Here is a 24050-nt window from a genome sequence, read left to right as displayed (position 1 = left end):
TTATGTTGTGTCTGGCTGCGTGGTGTTGGGCAGTGTTGTGCTTGCTCTGCTCTATCCGCCCCTGAGGTGGCAGCAGACCGTCGCCATTCTGGGAACCACCGGCAGCGGCAAGAGTACGTCGGTCAACCTGATTCCGCGCTTTTATGACTCGACGGAAGGCCGGGTACTGATCGACGGTCACGACGTCCGCACAGTCACGCTGGCCTCGCTCAGATCGCAAGTCGGCATCGTGCTGCAAGACGCGCTGCTGTTTTCCGGCACCATCCGCAGCAACATTGCCTACGGCAGACCCGACGCCAGCGACGCCGAAGTGCGGGCCGCCGCGCAGGTGGCGCAGGCCGCCCCATTTATTGAGGCGCTGCCCGAGGGCTACGACACCGAGATCGGTGAGCGCGGCGTGGGCCTGTCTGGCGGGCAGCGTCAGCGCCTCGCCATTGCCCGCGCCCTGCTCATTAACCCCCAACTGCTGATTTTGGACGAGAGCACCAGCGCCGTGGACGCCGAGACCGAGAGTCTGATTCTGGCGGAACTGGACAACCTGATCAACGATCAGGGGCGCACCACCGTGGTGATCGCCCAGCGCATCAGCACGGTCAGAAGCGCGGACCTGATTCTGGTGCTGGACGGCGGCGTGATCGTGGCCAGCGGCAGCCACGCTGAACTCAGTGAGTCCAGCGAGCTGTACAACGAAATCGTGGGTTCACAACTGCGCCCGGACCACGCCGAACCAGACAAGGCAGCAGTGGGAGGAACGGTATGAGAGGCGGCAGTGCAGAAGTGGCCAGAGGCGGCAAGGAAAATAAGACAAAAAACACGTCGGGAACACTGCGGCGCTTGCTGGGAGAACTCTCGCCCTTCGGCTCCCAACTGCTGCTGGCGCTGGCGCTGCTGATCGTGGGTGCAGTCGGCACGGCGCTGGGGCCGTACCTGATCAGCCGAGCCATTGACATCAACATCGCGGCCAGGGATGCGGGCGGGCTGGCCGTCACGATGGGGCTGCTTGCCCTGGTGTACGGCCTGAGCGCCGTGGCCTCGCGGGCGCAGACGTACCAGGTGGGCGCGGTGGGCCAGCGCGTGCTGCTGAACATGCGGGCCAAGCTGCTGGCGGCCTTTCAACGCCTGCCGCTGGGTTTCTTTGATTCACGCTCGGTGGGCGACTTGATGAGCCGCATCATCAGCGATGTGGAAACCCTCAACCAGCTTCTCTCGCAGGGCATCACGCAGCTGCTCGGTTCGCTGTTCGGCCTGATTGGCATCATCGTCGCCATGCTGCTGCTGGACGTGAAGCTGGCGTTGGTCAGTTTCATCCTGGTGCCGGTGATGCTGCTGACCACCTCGTACTTCTCGGGCCTGACGCGCAAGGCGTTTCGCCTGACCCGCGTGACCGTCGGGGCCGTCACCGCCGAGTTGCAAGAAGAAATCACCGGCGTGCGGCAGGCCCAGGCGTTCGGGCGCGGCGAGGAGAACATCCTGCGCTTTCAGGAAAGCAACGCGGCCAACCGCGACGCCAACGTGCAGGCGGTGGCGATCACCAGCGCCTTTGCGCCGGCCATCGACATCATTTCTACGCTGGGCACCGCGCTGGTGATCGGCTACGGCGGCTTTCTGGTCTTTGGCGGCAACCTCACGGTGGGCCTGCTCGCCGCCTTCCTGATCTACGTGCAGCAGTTCTTCCGCCCGTTGCAACTGGCCGCGCAGGTCTACACCCAGCTTCAATCTGCGCTGGCCGGGGCGGAACGCATCTACGCCATTCTGGACGAGACCCCCGAAGCGCCGGATGCGCCCAGCGCTCAGGTCTTGACCAATTCCCAGGGCCGGGTTGAATTTGAAGGGGTGGACTTTGCCTATGTTCCCGGCAAGCCCGTGCTTCGCGGCATCGACTTCACCATCGAGCCGGGCATGACTGTGGCCCTGGTGGGGCCAACGGGGGCGGGCAAGACCAGCATTGCCAACCTGATTCCGCGCTTTTACGAGGTTTCCGGCGGGGCACTGAAGGTGGACGGCGTGGACGTGCGCGAGCTGACGCGGGCCTCTTTGAGAAGTGCCATCGCCATCGTGCCGCAGGAATCGTTCCTGTTCTCCGGCAGCGTGGCCGACAACATCGCCTATGGCCAGGCGGGGGCGGAGCGGGCCGAGGTGGAGGCCGCTGCTCGCGCCGCGAGCGCCCACGACTTCATTACCGCGCTGCCGCAGGGCTACGACACGCTGCTGAGCGAGGGCGGCAGCAACCTCAGCCAGGGCCAGCGCCAGCTTGTGGCCTTCGCGCGCGCCATCCTGGCGGACCCACGGATCCTGATCCTGGACGAGGCCACCAGCAACGTGGACACCCGCACCGAACGCACCATCCAGGATGCGCTGGCGGTGCTGCTGCGGGGCCGTTCCAGTGTGGTCATTGCCCACCGGTTGAGTACCATCGTCAGCGCGGACCTGATTCTGGTGATTGAGGCCGGGCAGATCAAGGAGCGCGGCAGTCACAAGGAACTGCTGCAACAAGGTGGCCTGTACGCGGACCTGTACAGCAAACAGTTCCGGGGGCAGGAGGAATCGGCAGCATGAAGAGCAGCGGAGGGGCTCAGATCAGATCCCGGCGGGTGATCTCCTTCGTTTCTGCACAACGTCCAAAGGATGTCGTCTCAGGCCGTTGCCCACCTGAGCGCCTAGACTGCCCGCATCCATGACAGACCTCTCCAATCCGGACCCGGCACTCGCGGCCCACCTGCTGAACCGGCTCCAGCGCGTGACGCAGGATCTGGCCGCCGTGCGACGGACCGGCGAGGTCTTCGACATCGTGTTGCGCGACGCCCTGGACGCCCTGGCAGCCATCGACGGCACGGTCCTGCTGGTCCAGGGCAAACACCTGAATGTCGCGGCGAGGCTCGGTCAGGCCCAGAGCAGCGTCTGGCAGGACAGGGACCTGGACGGGCCTGGCCCCGCCGCCGACGCGCTGCGGCAGGACACGCCGCTGTTCTTTGAGTCTGCAGGCGCGCTGGTGGCCGCCTACCCGGCCCTGGAAACCCGGACGGGCGGGGTGGCTGCTGTGGCCAGCGCCGTCCTGCCCATGGTGATGGACGGCCACCCACTGGGCGTGATCGTGCTGGACTTCCGCGAACCGCACACCTTCACCCTGGAAGAGCAGCACTTCCTGCAGACGCTGGCCAGCCAGTGCGCCCTGGCGCTGGACCGCGCCCGGCTGTCGGGTGATCTGGAGCAGCAGGTTCATGACCGCACCGCCGAACTCGAGGCCTTCGTGCGCTTCACTGAGACCGCCGACGGCGAGACCGGCGTGTTGGTGCTGGCGGAGCGCGCCGTGGCTGTCCTGAGCACGCTGTTTCCGGGCTGCACCACCGCGTACCACGCCCTGGAGGACGGCCTGTGGCGCATCAAGGTCCACACCAGCGATCTGGAAAAGCAGCCCACCCTGCTGGCCAGCCTTCAGGCCGGAGTGCCGATGGACATCCCGGTGTTTGCCCAGCCCATGCGGACAGGGCAGCCCATCTTCGTGGACGACTGGAACCCGGAACAGCAGCACTTCCCCTACACCGAGGTCTACCAGAGCGCGGCCATCGCCCCACTGCCCATCGGCGGGGTCACCCAGGCGATGTTCGTGCTGGGCGTCAAGGACACGCCGCACTGGACCGAACACCGCCGCGCGGTGTTCCAGGCAGTGGGCCGCAGCCTGACCCTGGCTCTGGAGCGCACCGAGGTGGCGCGGCAGCTCGAGGTGCAGAACGCCGAGTTGCTGGCCCGCACGCAGGCGCTGGAAGGCTTTGCGGCGCTGACCCGTGACCTGGGCCTGACTACAGACGCCGACGTGCTGATTGAGCGCGCCATGTCGCTGGTGCTGTCCCTGCTGCCGCCGGGCTACGCCGTGTTCTGGCAAGTCAGCGAGGGACAGTGGCGAATCCGGGCACAACTGGGGGAACTGGGCAATCCGGCGTTGCAGGTCGCCGTGGATGCTGGCCTGCCGGTGGGCCAGACGCCCACCCTGGACCAGCCCCACCAGACGAGGGAGCCGCTGTTCCAGGACCGCTACGATCTCACGCGGGACATCGCACCGGAACTGGTAACGCACCTCTTTACAGTGGCCACCCTGCCGGTGCTGGTGGGCGGCGCGGTTACCGGCATCTTCAACGTGTCCCTGTTCGGACCGCGTCCGTGGAGTGTGGCCGATCAGGCCGTGCTGAAGTCCACCGTGTTCAGTCTCGGGCTGGCGCTGGAACGTGCCGAACAGGCTCGGCAGCTTACGGCCCAGCGCGATCTGCTGCAGGCGTCCAACGAGGAGCTTGAAGCCTTCACGTACAGCGTGTCGCATGACCTGCGGACCCCGGTACGGCACATCACCAGCTTCGGGGAACTGCTGCGCCGCGCGTTGCCCGAGCCGCTGGACCCGAAGGCTGAGCGTTATTTCGGCATCGTGACCCAGGCGGCCACCACCCTGGCTACGCTGATCGACGGCATGCTCGACGTGTCGCGGGCTTCACGGCAGCCGCTCAAGCTGGAACGGGTGGACCTCAACCGGATTTTTGGGGCGGCCCGTCAGCAGATGGACGTGACCCATCCAGGGCGCGAGATCGTCTGGGAGATCGCTGTCCTGCCCGAGATCTATGGGGACGTGGAGCTGCTGCGCCGGGTGGTCACGGCCCTGCTGGACAACGCCGTGAAGTACACGCGGGACCGGCGTCCGGCGGTGATCGCGGTCTGGGCCGAGGATCAGGGGGAGCGCTGGGCGGTGCGGGTGCGCGACAACGGGGTGGGCTTCAATCCGGAATACGTGGGCAAGCTGTTCACGATGTTCCAGCGGTTGCACCGACAGGAAGACTTCGGCGGCGCGGCGGTCAGTCTGGCCAACGCGCGGCGCATCGTGACCCGGCATGGCGGCACGATGATGGCAGAGGGCCAGCCAGACGAGGGGGCCACCTTCAGCTTTGTCCTGCCCAAGGCCGCGCTCTGACAGTGAAGGCTGATGTGGTGGGGTCTTGAACTCGCCAGCCTCGGACTACTGGGAGAATTATGGTTCAGCTTCCGGGAGCGGATGATTGTTCTCAGGCCATGCATGAATTGCCCGAAAACGGCCGTTTCGCTCCATTTGGCAGGCAGGCGTTTGTAACTCCAGGGACAACAACGACGAAAAAACCCGCGCTAGGCGGGTTTTTTTTGGTGGGCGGTATAGGACTTGAACCTACGACCTCTCGCGTGTGAAGCGAATGCTCTACCACTGAGCTAACCGCCCGAAATCTGAAACTGTCCTGCTGGCCAGGGATGGTGGGCCTTGCCGGATTTGAACCGGCAACCAATCGGTTATGAGCCGACTGCTCTGACCGTTGAGCTAAAGGCCCGGGGCCTTTGCACACGCCCCCCGAGTCGCCACGGGGATGGCTGGTCTTCAGGCGAGGGGAAGTGTAGCAACGGGCCCGGTGCTTGTCAAATCATCGGACGCAGGTGGGGCCGCCCACTGGCTCAGGTCATAGGCTCTGCCGACGGGTGGTCCTCGGCCACAAGTTCCCGCAGGCGCTCAATCAGGGGCCGCAGCCGCTCGCGCCGCAGCTTCAGAGCTGCACGGTTCACGATCAGGCGGGCGCTGGACTCGAACAGGATGTCCACCTCCTCCAGATTGTTGGCGCGCAGGGTGCTGCCGGTCTGAACCAGATCGATGACGGCCTCGGCCAGACCGGTCAGCGCGGCCAGTTCGATGTTGCCGCTGAGCTTGACGACCTCAGCGGGGATGCCGTGCGCGTTCAGGTAGGCGCGAGCGGCGCGTGGGTACTTGGTCCCCACCCGCACGATGGCCGCTGCCGCCCCCACTTCGCGGATCAGGGACAGGCGGCAGGCGGCAAAACGCAGGTCGACGGGTTCATAGACCTCGCGCCCGGATTCGATCAGCACGTCCTTGCCCACGATGCCGGCGTCGGCCACGCCCAGGTCAACGTAAACCGGCACGTCCTGGTTGCGCAGTTCCAGCACGGTCACGCCGGGAAACTCGTGGCGCAGGGCGCGAGATTTCTCAGGCAGGGTCAGCGGCAGGCCAGCCCTCGAGAGCAGCGTGATGGCCTCTTCCAGAATGCGGCCCTTGGGCAGCGCCAGCGTCAGGTGGTCCGCGGCACGCAGCGGCGCGGGAGTCATGCCTGCACCTCCGCCCCGAACAACTCGGCACCCCGCGCCCAGCGCAGGATGCCCCGCGCCGCGCTGTAGCGCCGCAACTCGGCGTGGTCGTCCGTCCAGGCCAGTTCGGCGCACAGGCCCTGTCCACGCGCCAGCTCGGCCCCAGCGGTGTCCAGGGCCAGCACCACCTCCGGCTGGGGGGGCAACTGCGGTGCGGCGGCGCGCAGCAGGCGCTCCAGGCCCATTGCGAAGCCCGCACCGGGCAGCCCACCCTCCAGCGTGTAGCGGCCCCCGCCCAGCACCGGCTGGTTCAGGCCCGCCGCGTAGGCGCGGAAGGTCAGGCCGGTGTAGTAGTCGTAGCGCCGGCTGGCCCCCAGGTCATACAGCAAGGGGCCACCGTACAGCGCTGCAACCTCGCGCAGATGCGCCACCGCCGCCCGCGCCCGAGTGCCCTGGGCCAGCCCTGCCGCAGCGTCCAGCACCTCCGCGCCGCCGTACAGATCGGTCAGGGCGTGCAGGGTGCGCGTGACCCCGCCCGACAGCCCGTGCTGGCGCGACAGCAGGTCGATGTCCGCGCCGCTCTTGCGGTCGACCGCGCCGTGCAGCGCCTCGCGGGCCGGGCCATGCAGCGCGGCGTCCTCCAGCACAGCGTCCACAAAACCGGGATAGCCCACTTCCAGCTGGGCGCCCACCGAGACCTCGGCCAGCGCCGCCGTCGCCAGTTGCAGCAGCTCGGCGTCGGCGCGTGCGCCCAGGGTGCCGATCAGTTCCACGCCGGTCTGCCCGAACTCGCGCAGGCGGCCAAGTTCGCTGGTCAGGGCGCGCAGCCACAGCCGTCCGCTGTAGTGCAGGCGCAGGGGAAACGGCCCGCCTGGAAACTGGGCGCGCACCAGCCGTCCGATCGCGGTGGTGAACTCGCTGCGCAGCGCCAGCACCTGCCCGCCCGAATCGATCAGCTTGAAGGCGCGGGCGTCCTGCGGATGACGGGCGTCGGCGTATTCCAGTGCCGGAACCTCCACGCCGCGGTAGCCCCAGCTGCCGAACAGATGGGACAGCCGGGCGCGCAGGGCCTCGCGCTGTTCCCAGTCGGGCGGCAGCACGTCGCGTGTGCCCTCGGGGATAAAGGCAGAGGGCGGGGCAGACGGCGGGCGGGCGGGCGAACTCACGGGAGGCATTGTAAGGGCTTGGCGTGTAAGGCGGCGCCGGAAGATTCCCTGTCACATTTGTGGGTGCAGGTTCTTCCCGAGAGGGCATGGCCTGCGGGCCTGCCGTTCCGCTGCGGCCCCACCGCGTCCCACTTTCTGAATCCTGTCCAGGCGGCACCCACCCGCTATACTCCGGGCCATGCGCCGCTGCCCGTTCTTCCTGCCCGCCGCAGCGCTGCTGCCCGCGCTGGGGCTGCTGCTGCTGAGCGGCTGCGCCCGCACCACCGACACCTTCAAGCCGCGCATCAGCGTGACCAGCGCGGTGGGGGTGACCCGTGAGAAATCAGTGCTGGTGGACGGCACCGTGCTGGACGACGTGGGCGTGACGCAGGTCACGGTGGACGGCACGCCCATTCCAGTGCTGCCGGGCAGCCGCAAGCTGGCGCGCTTTCAGTTCAAGACCCTGATCGAGGGCACCCAGGGCAAGTACACCATCAAGGCCCGCGACGCTGCCGGCAACGAGTCCACCCTGGTGCTGCCGATCAGCGTGGATACAGTCAAGCCCACCATTCAGCTCACCCGCTTCGAGAAAAGCGGCAACGTTATCCGGGTGGCGGGCGTGGCAGGGGACAACAACGGTGTGGCACAGGTGCTGGTGGACGGCAATCGCCTGAACATTACCCCCGGTCCGAGTGTGGAGTTCTTTGCCGAGACGACCGGAATCTGGGCCGACATTGTGGTGGTCGATACTGCCGGAAACCAGGCCACGCTACGCGCCCGCTAGTCACCGCATGACCGTGTCTGCGCCGCTGGCCGGACTGGTTCGGCCCTCACGGGCCGGACGGCTGGCCCTGCTGCTGACAGGCCTGTTCCTGTACGGTCTGAGCCTGCGGATGATGCTGGACGCCCGCGTGGGGGTGGCCCCCTGGGAAGTGCTGCATGTGGGCCTGACCCGGCACCTGCCGCTGACGGTGGGTGTGGTCAGTGTCCTGACCGGGGCTGCCATCGTGGCCTTTACGGCCCTGCGCCTGCGCGAGCGCATTGGCCTGGGTACAGTCCTGAACGTGGTCCTGATCGGGGTGTTCCTGGATGTACTGGCCCCGCTGATTCCCGATCCATCGGCGCTGGGCTGGCGCTGGGCACAGTTTGGGCTGGGGGTGCTGCTGCTGGGTTTTGCCACCGGGGCCTACGTGGCGGCTGGCCTGGGTGCCGGCCCGCGCGACGGCCTGACGCTGGCGCTGCGCCGCGTGACCGGCTGGCCGGTGCCGCGCATCCGCAGCGGTGTGGAACTGGCGGTGCTGCTGCTGGGCTGGGCCATGGGCGGACCGCTGGGCTGGGGCACGCTGGTCTTCGCGCTGGCGGTGGGACCAGCGATGGGCTGGGGGCTGGGGCTGTTCGGACTGGGCAGGAAAGGCTGATGAGAGAGGGCCGAGGCGCCGGGACGCTGACGTTGGGGCCCTCCTGGACCGGCCCCTGAAGGGGCGGCGCGGTCTCTTATCTTCGCGCTGGCCTGCGGTCACGCCGCTGGCGCTGCGGGCGCTGGGATCGTTGCGGCAGGCCCGTGCCCCGGCGTGATGGTGATGGGCCGGGGGCTGCGCTGGCGTTCAGTTCGCCGGAGGGGTATACAGCTCACTGCCCACGGTCGGCATGGCGGCGAGGCGCGTCGTGTTCACGGCCCGCGCAGACCTGACGAGTGGACCCAAAGGCCGGGGCCGGGGCTTTCCGGCTCCGGCCCTGCGTGGTGTGTGCTGGCGGTCTGCTGCGGTTTCCCGCCTTGCTGGTGGGCCTACTCGTCGCCCAGGTAGGCCTTGCGCACGCTCTCGTCCTTGGCGATGTCGCTGGCCCGGCCGCTCAGCTTCATCTCGCCGGTCTGCAGGACGTAGGCGCGGTGGGCGATGGCCAGGGCCATGTTGGCGTTTTGCTCTACGAGCAGCACGGTGGTGTTGTGCTCGCGGTTCAGCTTGACGATGATGTCGAAGATCGCCTCCACGAACAGTGGCGACAGGCCCATGCTCGGCTCGTCCAGCAGCAGCAGCCGGGGGTTGACCATCAGGGCGCGGGCAATGGCCAGCATCTGCTGCTCGCCGCCCGACATGGTGCCGCCCAGCTGGTTCTCGCGCTCCTTCAGGCGGGGAAAGTAGGCAAAGCCCTCCTGCACCCGCTCCTCGATCAGCTTCCTGTCGGTGAGGGTGTAGGCGCCGACCTCCAGATTCTCGCGCACGGTCAGCTGCGGGAAGATCCGGCGGCCCTCCGGCACGTGGCTCATGCCCATCTGCATGGTCTGGTGGGCCGGTTTTCCGGCGATGTCCTGACCCAGATACGTCAGCGTGCCATGGCGCGGTTTCATCATGCCGCTGACCGTGCGCAGGGTGGTGGTCTTGCCGGCCCCGTTGCCGCCGATCAGCGCCACGATCTCACCCTCGTGCGCCGTGAGGCTGATGCCCTTGAGGGCGTGGATGTGGTCGTAGTACGAGTGGATGTCGCTGAGCTCCAGCATGGGCGTGCCGCCGGGGCCGTCCTTGGCAAGGTGGGCTGAGGGCGTGGGGCTAGACATTGGGTTTCTCCTCCTTGCCGTATTCCCCGGCGGCCGCCCCGCGGCCCAGGTAGGCTTCCATCACGGCGGGGTCGTTGCGGACCTGATGCGGCAGGCCCTCGCTGATCTTGCTGCCGTAGTCCAGCACGGTGATGTACTCGCTGAGGGTCATGACCAGCCGCATGTCATGCTCGATCAGGCACACCGTCACCCCCAGTTCGTCGCGCACGCGGCGGATCAGGGCCTTGAGGTCCTCGGTCTCGCGGGGATTCATGCCGGCGGCCGGTTCGTCCAGCAGGATCAGTTTGGGGGTGGTGGCCAGTGCACGGGCGATTTCCAGCTTGCGCTGATCGCCGTAGGGTAGGTTGGTAGCGATCTCGTTGCGCCAGCGGCTCAGGCCCACGAAGTCCAGCATGATCCGGGCGGCCTCACGCGCCTCGTGTTCGGACTCATGAAAGCGGCGGGTGCGCAGCACGGCATCCACAAAGGTGCTTTTCAGGCGCGAGTTGCGGCCTACCATGATGTTCTCCTCACTGGTCATCGAGGAAAACAGCCGGATGTTCTGGAAGGTCCGCGCAATGCCGGCCTCCGTCACCTGATCGGGCCGCAGGCCCACCAGACTGCGGCCGGCCAGATGAATGCTGCCGTGTGTGGGCGCATAGATGCCGGTGATCATGTTGAAGAAGGTGGTCTTGCCCGCGCCGTTGGGGCCGATCACGCTGACGATGCTGCGTTCGGGGACGTTCATGGTGACCGAGTTCACGGCGGTCAGGCCACCGAATTCCTTGGTCAGTCCGCTAACTTCGAGGATGCTACCGGCGCTGGCCGGTGCCGCGGGGCCGGGGTGGATGGTGGTCTTGATCATCGGCTGCCTCCGGGGCGGTCGTCTTCCTTGATGGTGGCCAGCCCGGCGCTGTATACGTCTCCGCCCGCCTTCAGGCCGCCGGCGTTGCCGTCCTCGCTCTCGTCTTCCTGGTCCTCGCCGTGGTGCAGTTCGCGTGTCCGGCGTTTGTTGGGCAGCAGGCCCTCCGGGCGCAAGAGCATCATCGCCACCAGAATCGAGCCAAAGATAAAGCGGTTGTAGTTCGCCGGGTTGACCTCCTGCGGAATCCAGGACACGTTGGCGCTGGCCTCGCCCAGCCCCGGCAGGATCCGCAGGTTCAGCAGCGTTACGACTGCCGCGCCCAGAATCACGCCGCTGAATGAACCCATGCCGCCCAGCACCACCATGCTCAGCACCAGGATGCTCTGCAGCAGGTTGAAGCTCTCGGGGCTGATAAAGGTCTGCTTGGCCGCGAAGATCATGCCCATGACGCCGGCGAAGCTTGCCCCGGTGGCAAAGGCAATCAGCTTGGTCTGCATCAGCGGCACGCCCATGGCCTGCGCCGCAATCTCGTCGTCGCGGATGGCAATCCAGGCCCGACCGATGCGGCTCTGGTCCAGGCGCACGTTCACCAGCAGAACCACGGCGATCATGACCAGCACCAGCATGTACAGAAACAGCAGGTTGTACTGGTCAGGCCGGAAGCCCAGCGTCCCGGCCAGACTGTTGAACCACGGCACCGAGGCCGAGCCGACGGGGGTGATGCCCTGCGAACCAGCCGTGTACAGATCCAGGTTGTTGGCCAGCACCCGGATCACCTCGCCTAGGCCCAGCGTGATGATGGCCAGATAGTCGCCCTTGAGCTTGAGCACCGGCAGACCGATCAGCAGGCCCACCACGGCGGCGGCCATGATGCTCAGGGCCAGAAACAGCCAGAAGAAGCCGGGGCTGATGCCGTTGGCCAGCGCTTCTGCCGAGCCTGAGCTCAGAACCACAATGGAGCGGGCCACCAGGATGATGCCGGCCAGCAGGCCGATGCCAGCCAGCAGAAAGCTGCGATCACTCAGGCGGGTGGGCGCGACGCGGGCCTGAAGCCCTTTGATGTACACCATGCTGCCTGCCGTGACCGCCGTGAGCACCAGCCCAATAGCCAGGGTGCCCGCACCGGTGCTGCCGGGATTTTCGCCGTAGTAGCGCAGCACCTCACCGAAGCGTGGGCTCGCAAAGATGCCCCAGGTGTACGCGCCCACCGCGAAGAACGCCACGTAGCCCAGATCCAGCAGGCCGGCCAGGCCCACCACGATGTTCAGGCCCAGGGCCAGCGCGGCAAAGATCATGATCTGAATGCTCAGGTCCAGCAGGCTGGTGTCGGTCTGTCCGGCCAGCGGCAGCACGAACAGCAGGCTGCCCAGCCCCACGATCAGCTTGGCCCAGTTCGCGGCCTTCCACAGATAGGCGAACAGCACGTTGGCCAGGAACAGCGAGACGACCAGCGCCTCGATCACCTTGTTGCGCAGCACGTCCCCCAGCGGCCCCAGGTTTCTGAGCATCTCGGGCGAGTGCGAGACCAGCAGCAGCACGCTGGAAACAATGAAGAACAGCATCAGCCAGAAGGTGCGGTCCGGTTGGACGGTGGGCGGGCGCACCGCAGGCTTGGCGGGGTTGGCAACCGTCATACCTTCTCCACGTTGCTCTTGCCGAGCAGGCCGGTGGGCTTGAAGATCAGGATCAGCACCAGCACGATGAACGGCCCGATCTTGGAATAGCTCGCGTCGATGGTGCCCAGGTTATCGATGCCCAGCAGGTCGCCGAAGATGTTCATCACGCCGATCAGGTTCTGGATCACGCCCAGCAACAGCCCGCCCAGCACCGCGCCGGGAATACTGCCGATGCCGCCCAGCACGGCCGCCGTGAAGGCGATGATGCCGGGGTCAAAGCCGCTGTAGGCATTGACCGTGCCGAACTTGATGCCGAACAGCACGCCGCTGACGCCGCCCAGCGCCCCACCGATCAGGAAGGTGGCGCTGATCATCCGGTTGGAATCGATGCCCATCAGGCCCGCAGTCACGCGGTCTTGCGACACGGCGCGAATCGCCTTGCCCAGCCGGGTGCGGTTGACCACGTAATTCAGCACGGTCAGGCTGACCAGGGCCACCACAACCAGAATCACGTCTTTGAGCTGCACGTCCACGCCAACGCTGCGCAGGAAGTTGCCCAGCGGCGCACAACTGCTGCCCTCGGCGGCGCAGAACTTGTTGCCGAATCCGGCGGGCAGCGTGTAGGTCAGGTCAAAGCGCCCCTGCAATCCTTCGAGAAAGCGCAGCACGTCTTGCAGGATCAGCGATACCCCGATGGCTGTGATCAGCGGCACCAGCCGGGGCGCGCCGCGCAGCGGGCGGTACGCCAGGCGCTCGATCAGCACATTCAGCAGTCCCGAGACCACCATGGCGGACATCAGCGCGAGCAGCAACTTGAGGTAGCCATTCATCGGCGAGTCCTGAAGGATGCGGAAAATCTCGAAGCCCACCACCGCGCCGGTGATGAACACCTCCGAGTGCGCGAAATTGATCAGTTGCAGCACGCCGTACACCATGGTGTAGCCCAGCGCGATGATGGCGTAAACGAATCCCAGGATCAGGCCGCCCACGATAACGTTGACGATGAAGGGCAGCAGGACAGAAAGTTCCAAAGAAATCAGCTCCTTTCAATGAATGAAGGGGGTGTAGCGGGACTCAGAAATAACGGCGAGGGTAAAATCGACGGCATTCTACTCTTGGAATGCGGCGCGGATGACAGGTGGAATCACTTCCAAACCGTCTCCGTGCCCCGGAGTTCTCAAAAAAGGGGCCAGGCACGTGGCCCGGCCCCAAGGTCAATCAAAGGCGAGATTCAGTTCTTGGGGGGCTTGACCGGCAGGCTGGTTTCCAGCACGGCCTTGCCGTCCTTGATGTTCATCACGTACAGGGTGGCGGCCTTGCGGTCACCGACGCTGTTGAAGCTGACTTCACCCGACAGCAGGCCCTTGTAGGTGCCCTTGCGAATGGTGTCCTGCACCATCTTGCGGGTCGGAGCCTTGTTGCCATTGGCGCGGATGGCTTCCAGCAGGCCCTTGAGGGTCACGGTGGCGGCGTCATAGCCGAAGGCCCCAAAGCCCTGGGCAGGGTTGTTGAAGGTCTTCTGGAAGCTGGCCGCGAAGGTCTTGGCGGCAGGCAGGGCTTCCAGCGGGGCAGCCACGGTGGTGTAGTAGATGTTGTTGGCGCCGGCCTTGCCCACGATGGTCGGCAGCTCGCTGCTGTCGAGGCCGTCGCCGCCGACGACAGGGGTGGTGATGCCCGCGCCGCGCAGCTGCTTGATGAACACGCCGATCTGGTTGTAGATGCCGCCGAAGTAGATGGCGTCGGGGCGGGTCAGCTTGATCTTGGCCACGATGCTGGAAAAGTCACTCTTTTCCTCGGTGCCCTCGCTGCCGGAGATGGTCACGCCCTTGGCCTTGAGGGCCTTCTCGACCTCGGCGGCCAGCCCTTCACCGTAGGCGGTCTTGTCGTTCAGGACGTAGACCTTCTTGGCCTTCAGGTTGTCCATGATGAAGTTGGCGCCGGCCGGACCCTGCGAATCATCGCGGGCCACGATGCGGTTCATGTTGGCCAGTCCGCGGTCGGTGACCTGGTTGGCGGTGTTGGCCGGGCTGATCATCACCAGGTTGCTGGGTGCCAGGGCCGCGCTGGCGGGAATGGCCACGCCGCTGTTCAGGGTGCCCACCACAGCCAGGATCTGGTTGTCGGCGGCGATCTTGCGGGCGGCGGCGGTGCCGGTGGCCGGATCGGCCTGGTCGTCGTAGGGAACAAGCTGCAGGTTGAAGCCCAGCTTCTTGAACTGCGGGGCGTACTCGTTGACGGCCAGCTGCGCGCCGTTGCGAATCTGGGTGCCCAGGTTGCTCTGGCCGCCGGACAGCGGGCTGATGGTGGCAATCTTGATGGTGGTCTGGGCGCTGGCGGTGCCGAGGGCCAACGCGGCGAGTACAGAAAGGCTCAGTGCAGTCTTCTTCATAATTCCTCCGGATATAGGTGCGCCGCAGGCCCTTGGGCATGCATTGCGTGTGGTTGCGATAGCGAGATTCTAGAGATGACTTAAGGTGAAGTCAATGCGCCCCTCATCAGACCTTTGGAACTCCGACGTTCAGACTGCGGCATTGCCGAAGAATAGTTGCCGAGAAGTGTCACTTTGGCGCAATATAAATACAGCAAGAAGGCGCTGTGATGTTCTTCATCCGGGGTCTTAATACAGCGAGGGGTATGTGATGGCAGGACTCCGGAGCTACACCAGGTCCAGGTACCGTTCCAGTTCCCAGGCATGCACGGCGGCGCTGTACTCGCGCCACTCGGCGCGCTTGGCCGCCACGAAGTGGTCCATGACGTGTTCGCCCAGGGCGCGGCGCAGCACCTCGTCCTTGCCCAGTTCGTCGAGGGCCTCGCGCAGGTCGGTGGGCAGTTCCTTGACGCGGTGGTGGCGCTTCTCGCGCACGGTCATCCTGAAGATGTTGCGGGCAATGGCGGGTGGCGGCTCCAGGCCCCGCTCGATGCCGTCCAGGCCGGCGGCCAGCATGACCGCCAGCGCCAGATATGGATTGCAACTGGGGTCCGGCATCCGCAGTTCGGCGCGGGTGGAGTTTCCGCGCTTGGCCGGAATGCGGACCAGTGCCGAGCGGTTGCTGGTGCTCCAGGCGATGTTCACCGGGGCCTCAAAGCCCGGCACCAGCCGTTTGTAGCTGTTGACCAGAGGATTGGTGATGGCGGTCATGCCCTCGGCGTGGTCCAGCAGCCCGGCGATGAAATTCTCGGCGGTCCTGGACAGGCCGTATTCGCCGCTCTCGTCGGCAAAGGTGTTCTGACCGTTCCTGAACAGGCTCAGGTGACAGTGCATGCCGCTGCCGCTGACGCCCGCCAGCGGCTTGGGCAGAAAGCTGGCCAGCAGGCCGTACTCCAGCGCCACCCGCTTGACCACGAATTTGAAGGTGGCGATGCGGTCCGCCGTCTCCAGCGCTGGGGCGTAGCGAAAGTCGATCTCGTGCTGGCCGGGGGCCACCTCATGGTGGGAGGCCTCGATCTCGAAGCCCATCTCGACCAGCTTGTTGGCAATCTCGCGCCGGATGCGCTCGCCCTTGTCGATGGGGGCCAGATCAAAGTAGCCGGCCCGGTCATGCGTGACGGTGCTGCCCAGGCCCGCCGGGGTGCGCTCGAACAGGAAGAACTCCGGCTCGGTGCCGACGAACATCTCGTAGCCCAGGCCATGCGCCCGCTCGATCTGGCGTTGCAGCACCCGCCTGGGGTCGCCCTCGAACGGCGTGCCGTCGGGCAGGGTCACGTCGCAGATCAGCCGGGCCACCGCGCCGCGCTCGCCCTCTTCCCGCGAGAACGGCGGGTAGATCAGGAAGGTGCCCAGGTCCGGGCGCAGCAACATGTCGGATTCCTCGACGCGGGTAAAGCCCTCCACGGCGCTGCCGTCAAAGGTCACGTCGCCGCTCAGCGCCTTCTCGAACTGCGAGGGCGGCACCTCCACGTTCTTGGTGGTGCCCAGGATGTCGGTGAATTGCAGGCGCAGAAACTTGATCTGGGCGTCTTGCAGGCGCGAGAGGATCTCGGCCCGCTCGGCTGCGGGGGAAGGGGTCATGTGCGGGTTACCTCCGGGAACGTTCTGAGCCCAGGGTAGCGTCCGGTGGCGCAGGCAAGCGGACACGGCACAGCCGCCCCAGAGGTAAGACGGGATGAAGCTCTGCCGTGCAGGGGTTCTCACATGAATGTCAGGGAGCCTGAAGACCACCGGAGGTTCACAGATGACCCGGCGGCACTTCATCGAGGTATACGGCGCACACGACAACAACCTCAAAGTCGTGTCGTTGTGCATTTCCAAGGGCAGATCACGGTGTTTACCGGCATGGCGGGGTCCGGCAAGTCCTCGCTGGTCTTCGACACCAGCACCGCCGAGGTGCCGCGGCGGCTGGACGAGACTCACGGCTTTCAGGGATTCCTGCCGCATGACGGTCAGCCGGACGTGGACCGCATCGAGCACCTGAACGCGCCGATCAGCATTGACCAGAATCGGATGGGCGGCGGCGCGTGCGGCGAGATGCTGTCTGAGGGGACGCCGCAGGGGCTGAAGGCCTGCGCCCGCAGCCTGACCGGCCAGCCCCTCTAACGGGCAGGAGGAGCCGGAGCGCCGCTGGTGTGCAATCTGTATCCCCACTTCTTAACAGATCGCACCCTTCACCTGAACAGATTGCTCAATCCGCCGTCGCCGTGTCCTATCATGGGGAATTTCCCGGCCACTTGTTCAGAGAAGTGCGTTGACCGCTCCCGACCGGCCCCCTATACTTACCCCCGATGACAGACCAGCGGCGGACGGCTCCGGGGCCAGCAGGCGATCAGCCCCGGCGTCCGCCTATGTGTGGTGTTCTCCAGGGGGAGCGACTATGACTCAGACCGGCAACAACCAGGATTTCGATGTCAACTCGGCGGCCCGCAACTGGCGCGTGGAGGCCACCGCGCAGCCCACGCCCAGCCAGCTGATCACCGAGAAGTTTGCCAGTGACGTGCTGACGGTGGACCAGCTCAAGACACGCATGAGCAAGAGCGCGTTCAAGAGCCTGCAGGCCACCGCCGAGCGCGGCGAGACGCTGGACCCCACCATCGCCGACACGGTGGCGCTGGCCATGAAGACCTGGGCCATGGAAATGGGCGCCACCCACTACACCCACTGGTTTCAGCCGCTGACCGGCGGCACCGCCGAGAAGCACGACTCGTTCCTGAACCCGGCCGGGGACGGCGTGGCAATCATGTCTTTCTCGGGCAAGGAGCTGATCCAGGCCGAACCGGATGCGTCGAGCTTTCCGTCCGGGGGCCTGCGGGCCACCTTCGAGGCGCGCGGCTACACCGCCTGGGACCCCTCGTCGCCGGCCTTTGTGGTCCGGCACGCCAACGGCGCGACGCTGTGCATTCCCAGCGTGTTCGCGTCGTGGCGGGGCGAGGCGCTGGACCTCAAGATTCCGCTGCTGCGTTCCATCGAGGCGCTGAACAAGGCGGTCACGCCGGCCCTCAAGCTGTTCGGCGCGTCCGAGGGCACCCGCGTGACCAGCAGCCTGGGTGCGGAGCAGGAATACTTCCTGATCGCTGAGGAGTACTACTACCGCCGTCCCGATCTGGTGATGACCGGACGTACCCTGTTCGGGGCCAAGCCCCCACGCGGGCAGGAACTGGAGGACCACTACTTCGGCGCAATTCCGGACCGCATCCTGAGCTTCATGACCGACGCCGAGATGCAGCTGTACGCGCTGGGTATTCCGGTCAAGACCCGCCACAACGAGGTGGCCCCCGGTCAGTTCGAGGTGGCCCCGATCTTCGAGAACAGCAACATCGCCGCCGATCACCAGCAGCTGATGATGCAGGTGCTGCGGACCACCGCCCGCAAGTACGGCCTGGTCTGCCTGATGCACGAGAAACCCTTTGCCGGGGTCAACGGCAGCGGCAAGCACTGCAACTGGAGCATGGCCACCGACGCGGGCGAGAACCTGCTGGACCCCGGCGACACCCCCGACGAGAACATGCAGTTCCTGTTCTTTACGTCTGCCGTCCTCAAGGCCGTGGACGAGCACCAGGACCTGCTGCGTGCCTGCGTGGCCAGCGCCAGCAACGATCACCGCCTGGGGGCCGCCGAGGCTCCGCCCGCGATCATCAGCATCTTTCTGGGCAGTGAGCTGAGCGATATTTACGAGCGCCTTGCCAGCGGGCAGGGCGGACGCGGCAAATCGGCAGGGCTGATGGGGCTGGGCAGCCGCGTATTGCCGGAAATCCCGGTGCATGCCGGAGACCGCAACCGCACCAGTCCGTTTGCCTTTACCGGCAACAAGTTCGAGTTCCGTGCGGTGGGCAGTTCCCAGAGCATCTCCTTTCCCATCACCGTCATGAACACCATCGTGGCCGATTCGGTGGGCCAGCTGATCACGGACCTGCAGGCCCGGGTGGACGGCGGCCAGGAACTGGACACGGCGCTGGCCGAGCTGGTGCGCGACACCTACAAAAAACACCAGCGCATCGTCTTTGACGGCGATGGCTACAGCGACGAGTGGCACCAGGAGGCCGAACATCAGCGCGGCCTGCTGAACCTGCGGACTGCCCTAGACGCGGTGGAACATCTGCACAGCCCCAAGAACGTCGAGCTGTTCGGCCGGCTGGAAATCCTGAATGACCGCGAATTGGCGGCCCGACAGGAGATCATGTTCGACATCTATTTCAAGACCGTCAACATCGAGGGCGAGACCACCGAGTACATGGCGCAGCGCCAGATTCTGCCGGCGGCCCTGAGCTACCTGGCGGCGCTGAAGGACGTTCCCGAAGGCAGCCGCGCCGCCGCCGGAGTGAGGCGGGAGGTGGGCGAACTGACCGACAGCCTGTACGACGCCCTGCAGGTCCTGCGCGAGCAGAACGAGGCCCAGGGCGGCGAGGAAGTCCACCAGAAGGCCTACCACATGCGCGACGCGGTGCTGCCTGCCATGCGGGAGGTCCGGACCGTGGCCGACCGACTGGAGAACCTGATCGATTTCAAGCTGTGGCCATTGCCAACGTACCGGCAGATGCTGTTCGTGAAGTAGAACCTCTCAAAGCTGTGGCCTCCGTCCTCTCTGAGACGGGGGTTTTTGCGTCCGGCCCGCCGGGTCAGCCGGGCGACGTTCCTGCAGAAGTTCCGGTCAGAAGGCCGCTACTGCCGCCCCCTCGCGCACTGCCTCCATCACCAGGGTGTAGGAGCGTCGGCGCGCCGCCGGGTCGTGCGTCATGGTGGTCAGGATCAGTTCGTCGGCCCCCACGTCGTGGGCCAGACGCTGCAGGCGGGCCGCCACCGTTGCCGGATCGCCCACGATGGCGCGGGCACGCGACGCCTCGGCCACCGCCTGTTCCTGCGGGGTGTAGGGGTAGTCGCGGGCCTCCTGCACGCTGGGAAACGAGGCCACCTCGCCGCGGGTCAGGCGCAGGAACATCAGGCCCAGCGGCAGGCTCAGTTCCTCGGCCTCGGCGCGGGTGGGGGCGCAAATCACGTTGGCGGCGACGATCACCTGGGGCCTGGGGAACTGCGCCGAGGGTTCGAAGGCGGAGCGGTAAGCCTGGGCCGCCGCTGCCGCCCCCGCCGTGTCGGGGTTGATGTGCCACGCGAAGGCCAGCCCCGCGCCAATGCGGGCGGCCACATGTGCGCCGTAGCCGCTGCTGGACAGCAGCCACAGCGGCGGAAACAGCCCCACGCCTGCCGGAGCCGCCACCGTTCCGGCGAAGGGATGCCCCGCCGGGAACTCGCCGGTGCCGAAGGCGATCAGTTCCGCGAGTTGCCGCTCGAAGGGCTCTTCCATCGGGCCAGCCGCGCCTCTCAAGGCCCGCGCCGTTCGTCCGTCGGTGCCCGGCGCGCGGCCCAGGCCCAGGTCCACCCGGCCCGGGGCCAGCGCCGAGAGCAGGCGGTAGCCCTCGGCCACGGCCAGCGGCGCGTGGTTGGGCAGCATCACGCCGCCGGATCCCAGCCGGATGCGCCGCGTGACCTGCGAGGCCGCCGCCAGCACCGCCAGCGGCACGCTGGACGCCACCGCGCCCATGTTGTGGTGTTCGGCCACCCAGTAGCGCTGGTAGCCCAGGTCCTCGGCGTGTTGCGCCAGCCGCAGGGATTCGCGCAGGGCCGCCGTGGCGTCCGAGCCGGAGGGAATCGGTACCAGATCCAGAACCGAGAGGGGCAGGGGAGAGGAGGTCATGGCCCGAGTGTGCGCCCCTTTCCCGCGTCCTGACGCTGGGCCGCATCACGAAGGGGCCTTAACCTTCATTTGACGACTGTCGGTGGGCACCTTGAGCCGACGCCCGGTAATTGAGGCCCGGCTGTCTTCCACTGCCCCCACCTCTAGCCCAATCCATTCCCGCGTGACCTTCGCCCCGGCCACCGGCGTCTATCCTGTCGGCGTGAAGGTCAACCCGTGAACAACGACATTCCTGTGCAGGCCCTGGGGCCGCAGGGCGAGGTGATGGCGCATGCCGTCGACGCCTGCGTGCACTGCGGCTTCTGCCTGCCCGCCTGCCCCACCTACGCGCTGCTGGGCGACGAGATGGACAGCCCGCGTGGCCGCATCGTGCTGATGAAGGAGGTGCTGGAAGGCGGCCTGGATCTGCTGGACGCCGCGCCGCACCTGGACCGTTGCCTGGGCTGTCAGGCCTGCGTGACCGCCTGTCCCAGCGGCGTGCCCTACGGCGAGCTGATCACCAGTTTTCGTGGCTGGAGCGAGCCGCAGCGGCGGCGCAGCCCACTGGACCGGGCCAAGCGTTACGCCATTCTCAAGGCCTTGCCCGCGCCTAGGCTGTTCAGCGTGGCCGCCCGCGTCGGGCAGTACGCCAAGCCGCTGGCCCCGGCGCTGCCCGCCGCGCTGCGTGGCCCCCTCGACCTGCTGCCCGAACACGTCCCCGCGATGCAGCCCAGCCCGCCGCTCACGCCCGCACGGGGGCAGCGCCGGGGCCGGGTGGCGTTCCTGACCGGATGCGCTCAGCAGGCCCTTGCGCCCAACTTCAACGCCGCCACACTGCGCGTGCTGGCCCGCAACGGCATCGAGGTGGTGGTGCCGGAAGGCCAGGGCTGCTGCGGGGCTGCCGCGCTGCACACCGGGGCGCGGGACGAGGCGCTGCGGCTGGTGCGCGCCAATCTGGACGCCTTCAATCCCGACGACTACGACGCCATCCTGTCCAATGCGGCGGGCTGCGGCGCGGGCCTCAAGGAATACCCGGTGATCCTGCACGGCCTGCACGATGAGGCACGGGCGAAGGCCTTCGCGGCCAAAGTGCAGGACATCAGCGAGTATCTGGCGGGACTGGCGCGGGAGGGTGGGCTGGAACCGTTCATGCCCGCCTCGCGTCCCCTCAAGGTTGCCTACCACGACGCCTGCCATCTGGCCCACGCGCAGGGGGTCCGCGCCGCGCCGCGCGAACTGCTGCGAATGATTCCCGGCGTGAGCATCGTGGAAATTCCGGAGGGTGACCTGTGCTGCGGCTCGGCCGGCACCTACAACCTGGAACAGCCCGAACTGGCCGGGCAACTGGGCGCACGCAAGGCTGGGCATATCCTGTCCACCACGCCGGACCTGATCGCCAGCGGCAACATCGGTTGCCACACCCAGATTCAGAGCCATGTGCGCCGTCAGGGCAGCCCGGTGCCGGTGATGCACACGGTGGAAGTGCTGGACCGGGCGTACCGGGGCGAGTTGTGACCGTGGGTCAAACCGTTCAACCGTCGGGCAGTCATATGACAGGTGTGATCTCCGCAGCCAGGCCCGCTGGAGGCCAGCCATGACCACCGAGAAACTCGCCCTCACCACCACCTCGCCGGCCCGCAAGCCCCGGTCCGGGGGTGGGGGCGACAACGCGCTGGCCGCCGAACTCACGCGCCTGCTGGGGCCGAGGAAGGTGCTGTCCAGTCTGGCCGAGCGGCTGAGCTACCGGTTCGACGCGATTCAGTTCGGGGTCACGCCCTTAGCCGTTGTATTGCCCGAAAGCACCGAAGATGTGATCGCCACCGTCAAGGCGGCGCGGCGGGCAGGCGTGAGCATCGTCGGACGCGGGGCGGCCAGCGGCCTCAGCGGAGGCGCGGCCCCCATGCAGCCGGGCGTGGTGGTCTCGTTTACCCGCATGTCGAAACTGGAGATCTTCCCCGAGCGGCGCGAGGCCGTCGCCCAGCCGGGCGTGATCACCCTGGCCGTGACTGATGCGGCCAGACCCCACGGCCTGATCTACCCGCCGGACCCGGCCAGCCTTCGCACCAGCACCATCGGCGGCAACCTGGGCGAGAACGCGGGCGGCCCGCTGTGTTTCAAGTACGGCGTGACTGGCGATTACGTGACCGCGCTGGACTTTGTTGATGCCGAGGGTGAGTTGCACACCCTGACGCGCGACGCCTACGATCTGGCGGGTCTGCTGATCGGCTCGGAGGGCACGCTGGGTCTGATCACTTCTGCCACGCTGCGTTTGACACCGCCGCCAAAGTTCACCCGCACATTGATGGCCCATTTTGCCGAGGTGGGACAGGCCGCTGAGGCCGTGAGTGCGGCCATTGCCGCCGGGGCCGTGCCGGGCAAGCTGGAGTTCATGGATCAGGCGTGCACCAATGCGGTGGAGGATTACCTGCACCTCGGCCTGCCGCGAGACGCCGGGGCCGTTCTGCTGGTGGACACCGACGGCGACGATCTGGACACCGTCGAGGAGGAACGCGCGCTGGTGGAGGCTGCCTGTCTGGAGGCCGGGGGCGTGGTGCGCCGCGCCGAGGGTGAGGCCGAGGCCGCAGCTCTCTGGCAGGCTCGCCGCAGCGTCTCGCCCGCGCTGGGCCGCATCCGCCCGCAGCGCATGAACGAGGACATCGTGGTGCCGCGCAGTGTACTGCCGGAAGTGGTGCGCCAGATTCGCGCGTTGGGCGACGCCTCGGGCCTCAAGCTGGTGCAGTTCGGCCACATCGGGGACGGCAACCTGCACCCCAACATCCTGTTCGATCCGCGCACCGAGTCCACCGAGGCCGTGCATACACTGGCCCACGAGATCGCCCTGGTGGCCATCCGGCACGGCGGCGTCCTGAGCGGCGAACACGGCATCGGCACCATGAAACGCGACTTCATGCGCGACGCGGTAGATCCCGAGACGATGACGGCCCTGTGGAACGTCAAACGCGCCCTGGACCCGTCGGGTGCCCTGAATCCCGGCAAGATTCTGCCGGAGGAACCCCATGCCTGAGCCCAGAATAGAAGTTTCCCCCGGCGATCAGACCCTGACCGTCTCCGGCGACGTTGGACTGCTGGAGGTCTACGCTGCGCTGCCCCCTGGCCTGTACCCGCCGTTTCCTCCGGTGGCGTTGCCCGGCGGCGTGGGCGGTCTGGTGTCGCGCGGTGGCTTCGGGCAGACTTTCTTCTTTGGGGCAGAGGTGCTGGGCGTGACCTTCCGCGCGCCGTCGGGGCGGGTGGTGCGGGCCGGGGGCCGGACCGTCAAGAACGTGCAGGGCTATGACCTGACCCGCCCCTTCGTGGGCAGTTTCGGCGCGCTGGGCGAGGCGCTGGAGGTCACGCTGCGCCTGCGCCCCGGCCTGAGCGTCCGCCACGTTTCGGCCCCCGGCTCGCTGGATGGGTTGCCCGAGCTGTCGGCCCGCTTCGCCTGGGAGATGGACGGACAGCTTCACCTGATGCACTTCGGGCATGGGCGGCAGGTGGACCGCGCACTGGCGGCGCTGCCCGGGGCAGTGGAGGTCCACGGGCCGCTCGATCTGACTGCCGCATTTCCGGGCGGCATGGGCGTGGGCGCCGGCGGACGCGTGCGGGACCGCCGATTTGGCTGGGTGGACGGCGGGACCGTGCCGCCCATGCCGCCGCTGTTCGCGCGGGTGGCGGCGAGTCTGTAGGCGGCGGGAG

General features: G+C 66.9%; 19 protein-coding genes and 2 tRNA genes. 10 read left to right on the top strand and 11 right to left on the bottom strand.

The features are described 5' to 3' along the window. Positions 1-37: 37 nt before the first annotated feature. From IEY31_RS09060 to IEY31_RS09050, 3 genes are all read left to right on the top strand, one after another. Positions 38-760: an ABC transporter ATP-binding protein gene (locus IEY31_RS09060; RefSeq protein ID WP_229723446.1), complete on the top strand. Its 723-nt coding sequence runs from the start codon at positions 38-40 to the stop codon at positions 758-760. Between the two features lie 74 nt (positions 761-834). Next, a complete protein-coding gene (locus IEY31_RS09055; protein WP_229723445.1) occupies positions 835-2556 on the top strand; it encodes an ABC transporter ATP-binding protein in 1722 nt (573 codons plus the stop codon). 118 nt (positions 2557-2674) lie between these two features. Then, positions 2675-4951, top strand: coding sequence for a GAF domain-containing protein (locus IEY31_RS09050; protein WP_188971101.1), 2277 nt, complete (start codon positions 2675-2677; stop codon positions 4949-4951). A gap of 204 nt (positions 4952-5155) precedes the next feature. On the opposite strand, the gene IEY31_RS09045 is transcribed toward IEY31_RS09050, so the two are convergent. From IEY31_RS09045 to IEY31_RS09030, 4 genes are all read right to left on the bottom strand, one after another. Further along, positions 5156-5230: transfer RNA gene (locus IEY31_RS09045), tRNA-Val, on the bottom strand. Between the two features lie 30 nt (positions 5231-5260). Continuing rightward, positions 5261-5336: transfer RNA gene (locus IEY31_RS09040), tRNA-Ile, on the bottom strand. A gap of 121 nt (positions 5337-5457) precedes the next feature. After that, complete coding sequence (gene hisG, locus IEY31_RS09035; protein ID WP_188971099.1) at positions 5458-6120, bottom strand: ATP phosphoribosyltransferase; 663 nt, start codon at positions 6118-6120, stop codon at positions 5458-5460. After that, entirely contained in the window at positions 6117-7274 is a 1158-nt protein-coding gene (locus IEY31_RS09030; RefSeq protein WP_188971097.1) for an ATP phosphoribosyltransferase regulatory subunit, read from the bottom strand. The genes hisG and IEY31_RS09030 overlap by 4 nt, the downstream gene beginning before the upstream one ends. A 169-nt stretch (positions 7275-7443) precedes the next feature. Between IEY31_RS09030 and IEY31_RS09025 the strand changes: the two genes are divergently transcribed. Together IEY31_RS09025 and IEY31_RS09020 are read left to right on the top strand one after the other, a co-directional pair. Further along, positions 7444-8028, top strand: a complete 585-nt coding sequence (locus IEY31_RS09025; RefSeq protein WP_188971095.1) for a hypothetical protein — start codon at positions 7444-7446, stop codon at positions 8026-8028. Positions 8029-8035: 7 nt separating this feature from the next. Continuing rightward, entirely contained in the window at positions 8036-8662 is a 627-nt protein-coding gene (locus IEY31_RS09020) for a YczE/YyaS/YitT family protein (RefSeq protein ID WP_188971093.1), read from the top strand. A 368-nt stretch (positions 8663-9030) separates the two neighbouring features. Here IEY31_RS09020 and IEY31_RS09015 read toward each other — a convergent pair whose 3' ends face one another. The 6 genes from IEY31_RS09015 to IEY31_RS08990 form a co-directional block, all read right to left on the bottom strand. Next, positions 9031-9798: an ABC transporter ATP-binding protein gene (locus tag IEY31_RS09015; RefSeq protein ID WP_229723444.1), complete on the bottom strand. Its 768-nt coding sequence runs from the start codon at positions 9796-9798 to the stop codon at positions 9031-9033. Next, positions 9791-10642, bottom strand: a complete 852-nt coding sequence (locus IEY31_RS09010; RefSeq protein ID WP_188971091.1) for an ABC transporter ATP-binding protein — start codon at positions 10640-10642, stop codon at positions 9791-9793. The genes IEY31_RS09015 and IEY31_RS09010 overlap by 8 nt, the downstream gene beginning before the upstream one ends. Continuing rightward, positions 10639-12276 carry a branched-chain amino acid ABC transporter permease gene (locus IEY31_RS09005; RefSeq protein ID WP_188971089.1) on the bottom strand — a complete coding sequence of 546 codons (1638 nt, stop codon included), beginning with the start codon at positions 12274-12276 and terminating at the stop codon, positions 10639-10641. Before IEY31_RS09005 ends, IEY31_RS09010 begins: the two co-directional genes overlap by 4 nt. After that, entirely contained in the window at positions 12273-13289 is a 1017-nt protein-coding gene (locus IEY31_RS09000; protein ID WP_188971087.1) for a branched-chain amino acid ABC transporter permease, read from the bottom strand. The genes IEY31_RS09005 and IEY31_RS09000 overlap by 4 nt, the downstream gene beginning before the upstream one ends. A 200-nt stretch (positions 13290-13489) precedes the next feature. Next, positions 13490-14647: a branched-chain amino acid ABC transporter substrate-binding protein gene (locus IEY31_RS08995; protein ID WP_188971085.1), complete on the bottom strand. Its 1158-nt coding sequence runs from the start codon at positions 14645-14647 to the stop codon at positions 13490-13492. A gap of 267 nt (positions 14648-14914) precedes the next feature. After that, positions 14915-16267, bottom strand: a complete 1353-nt coding sequence (locus tag IEY31_RS08990) for a glutamine synthetase family protein (RefSeq protein WP_188971083.1) — start codon at positions 16265-16267, stop codon at positions 14915-14917. A gap of 228 nt (positions 16268-16495) precedes the next feature. On the opposite strand from IEY31_RS08990, the gene IEY31_RS08985 reads away from it, so the two are divergent. Beyond that, positions 16496-16792: a P-loop NTPase family protein gene (locus IEY31_RS08985; protein ID WP_188971081.1), complete on the top strand. Its 297-nt coding sequence runs from the start codon at positions 16496-16498 to the stop codon at positions 16790-16792. Between the two features lie 274 nt (positions 16793-17066). Beyond that, positions 17067-19241 carry a glutamine synthetase III family protein gene (locus IEY31_RS08980; protein ID WP_188971079.1) on the top strand — a complete coding sequence of 725 codons (2175 nt, stop codon included), beginning with the start codon at positions 17067-17069 and terminating at the stop codon, positions 19239-19241. 96 nt (positions 19242-19337) lie between these two features. Here IEY31_RS08980 and IEY31_RS08975 read toward each other — a convergent pair whose 3' ends face one another. Next, the gene (locus IEY31_RS08975; protein WP_188971077.1) at positions 19338-20378 is read right to left on the bottom strand and encodes an LLM class flavin-dependent oxidoreductase; all 1041 of its coding nucleotides are present in this window, start codon (positions 20376-20378) and stop codon (positions 19338-19340) included. A gap of 216 nt (positions 20379-20594) precedes the next feature. On the opposite strand from IEY31_RS08975, the gene glcF reads away from it, so the two are divergent. The 3 genes from glcF to IEY31_RS08960 all read left to right on the top strand — a co-directional run bounded on the left by glcF (position 20595) and on the right by IEY31_RS08960 (position 24040). After that, complete coding sequence (glcF, locus tag IEY31_RS08970; RefSeq protein WP_188971075.1) at positions 20595-21872, top strand: glycolate oxidase subunit GlcF; 1278 nt, start codon at positions 20595-20597, stop codon at positions 21870-21872. 79 nt (positions 21873-21951) lie between these two features. Beyond that, on the top strand, positions 21952-23382 hold the full coding sequence (locus IEY31_RS08965; protein ID WP_188971073.1) for an FAD-binding oxidoreductase: 1431 nt from the start codon (positions 21952-21954) through the stop codon (positions 23380-23382). Then, entirely contained in the window at positions 23375-24040 is a 666-nt protein-coding gene (locus tag IEY31_RS08960) for a DUF5639 domain-containing protein (RefSeq protein WP_188971071.1), read from the top strand. Before IEY31_RS08965 ends, IEY31_RS08960 begins: the two co-directional genes overlap by 8 nt. Positions 24041-24050 lie beyond the last annotated feature (10 nt).

The sequence above is a fragment of the Deinococcus aerolatus genome (assembly GCF_014647055.1).
Taxonomy (GTDB): Bacteria; Deinococcota; Deinococci; order Deinococcales; family Deinococcaceae; genus Deinococcus; species Deinococcus aerolatus.
The sequence above is the reverse complement of the archived record's forward strand: the minus strand, read 5'-3'. Positions and strand labels throughout refer to the sequence as shown.

Coding starts and splice junctions, on each gene's coding strand:
- IEY31_RS09050 (WP_188971101.1), top strand. CDS start 2,675: ATGACAGACCTCTCCAATCCGGACCCGGCACTCGCGGCCCACCTGCTG.
- hisG (WP_188971099.1), bottom strand. CDS start 6,120: ATGACTCCCGCGCCGCTGCGTGCCGCGGACCACCTGACGCTGGCGCTG.
- IEY31_RS09030 (WP_188971097.1), bottom strand. CDS start 7,274: ATGCCTCCCGTGAGTTCGCCCGCCCGCCCGCCGTCTGCCCCGCCCTCT.
- IEY31_RS09025 (WP_188971095.1), top strand. CDS start 7,444: ATGCGCCGCTGCCCGTTCTTCCTGCCCGCCGCAGCGCTGCTGCCCGCG.
- IEY31_RS09020 (WP_188971093.1), top strand. CDS start 8,036: ATGACCGTGTCTGCGCCGCTGGCCGGACTGGTTCGGCCCTCACGGGCC.
- IEY31_RS09015 (WP_229723444.1), bottom strand. CDS start 9,798: ATGTCTAGCCCCACGCCCTCAGCCCACCTTGCCAAGGACGGCCCCGGC.
- IEY31_RS09010 (WP_188971091.1), bottom strand. CDS start 10,642: ATGATCAAGACCACCATCCACCCCGGCCCCGCGGCACCGGCCAGCGCC.
- IEY31_RS09005 (WP_188971089.1), bottom strand. CDS start 12,276: ATGACGGTTGCCAACCCCGCCAAGCCTGCGGTGCGCCCGCCCACCGTC.
- IEY31_RS08995 (WP_188971085.1), bottom strand. CDS start 14,647: ATGAAGAAGACTGCACTGAGCCTTTCTGTACTCGCCGCGTTGGCCCTC.
- IEY31_RS08990 (WP_188971083.1), bottom strand. CDS start 16,267: ATGACCCCTTCCCCCGCAGCCGAGCGGGCCGAGATCCTCTCGCGCCTG.
- IEY31_RS08980 (WP_188971079.1), top strand. CDS start 17,067: ATGACTCAGACCGGCAACAACCAGGATTTCGATGTCAACTCGGCGGCC.
- IEY31_RS08975 (WP_188971077.1), bottom strand. CDS start 20,378: ATGACCTCCTCTCCCCTGCCCCTCTCGGTTCTGGATCTGGTACCGATT.
- IEY31_RS08965 (WP_188971073.1), top strand. CDS start 21,952: ATGACCACCGAGAAACTCGCCCTCACCACCACCTCGCCGGCCCGCAAG.
- IEY31_RS08960 (WP_188971071.1), top strand. CDS start 23,375: ATGCCTGAGCCCAGAATAGAAGTTTCCCCCGGCGATCAGACCCTGACC.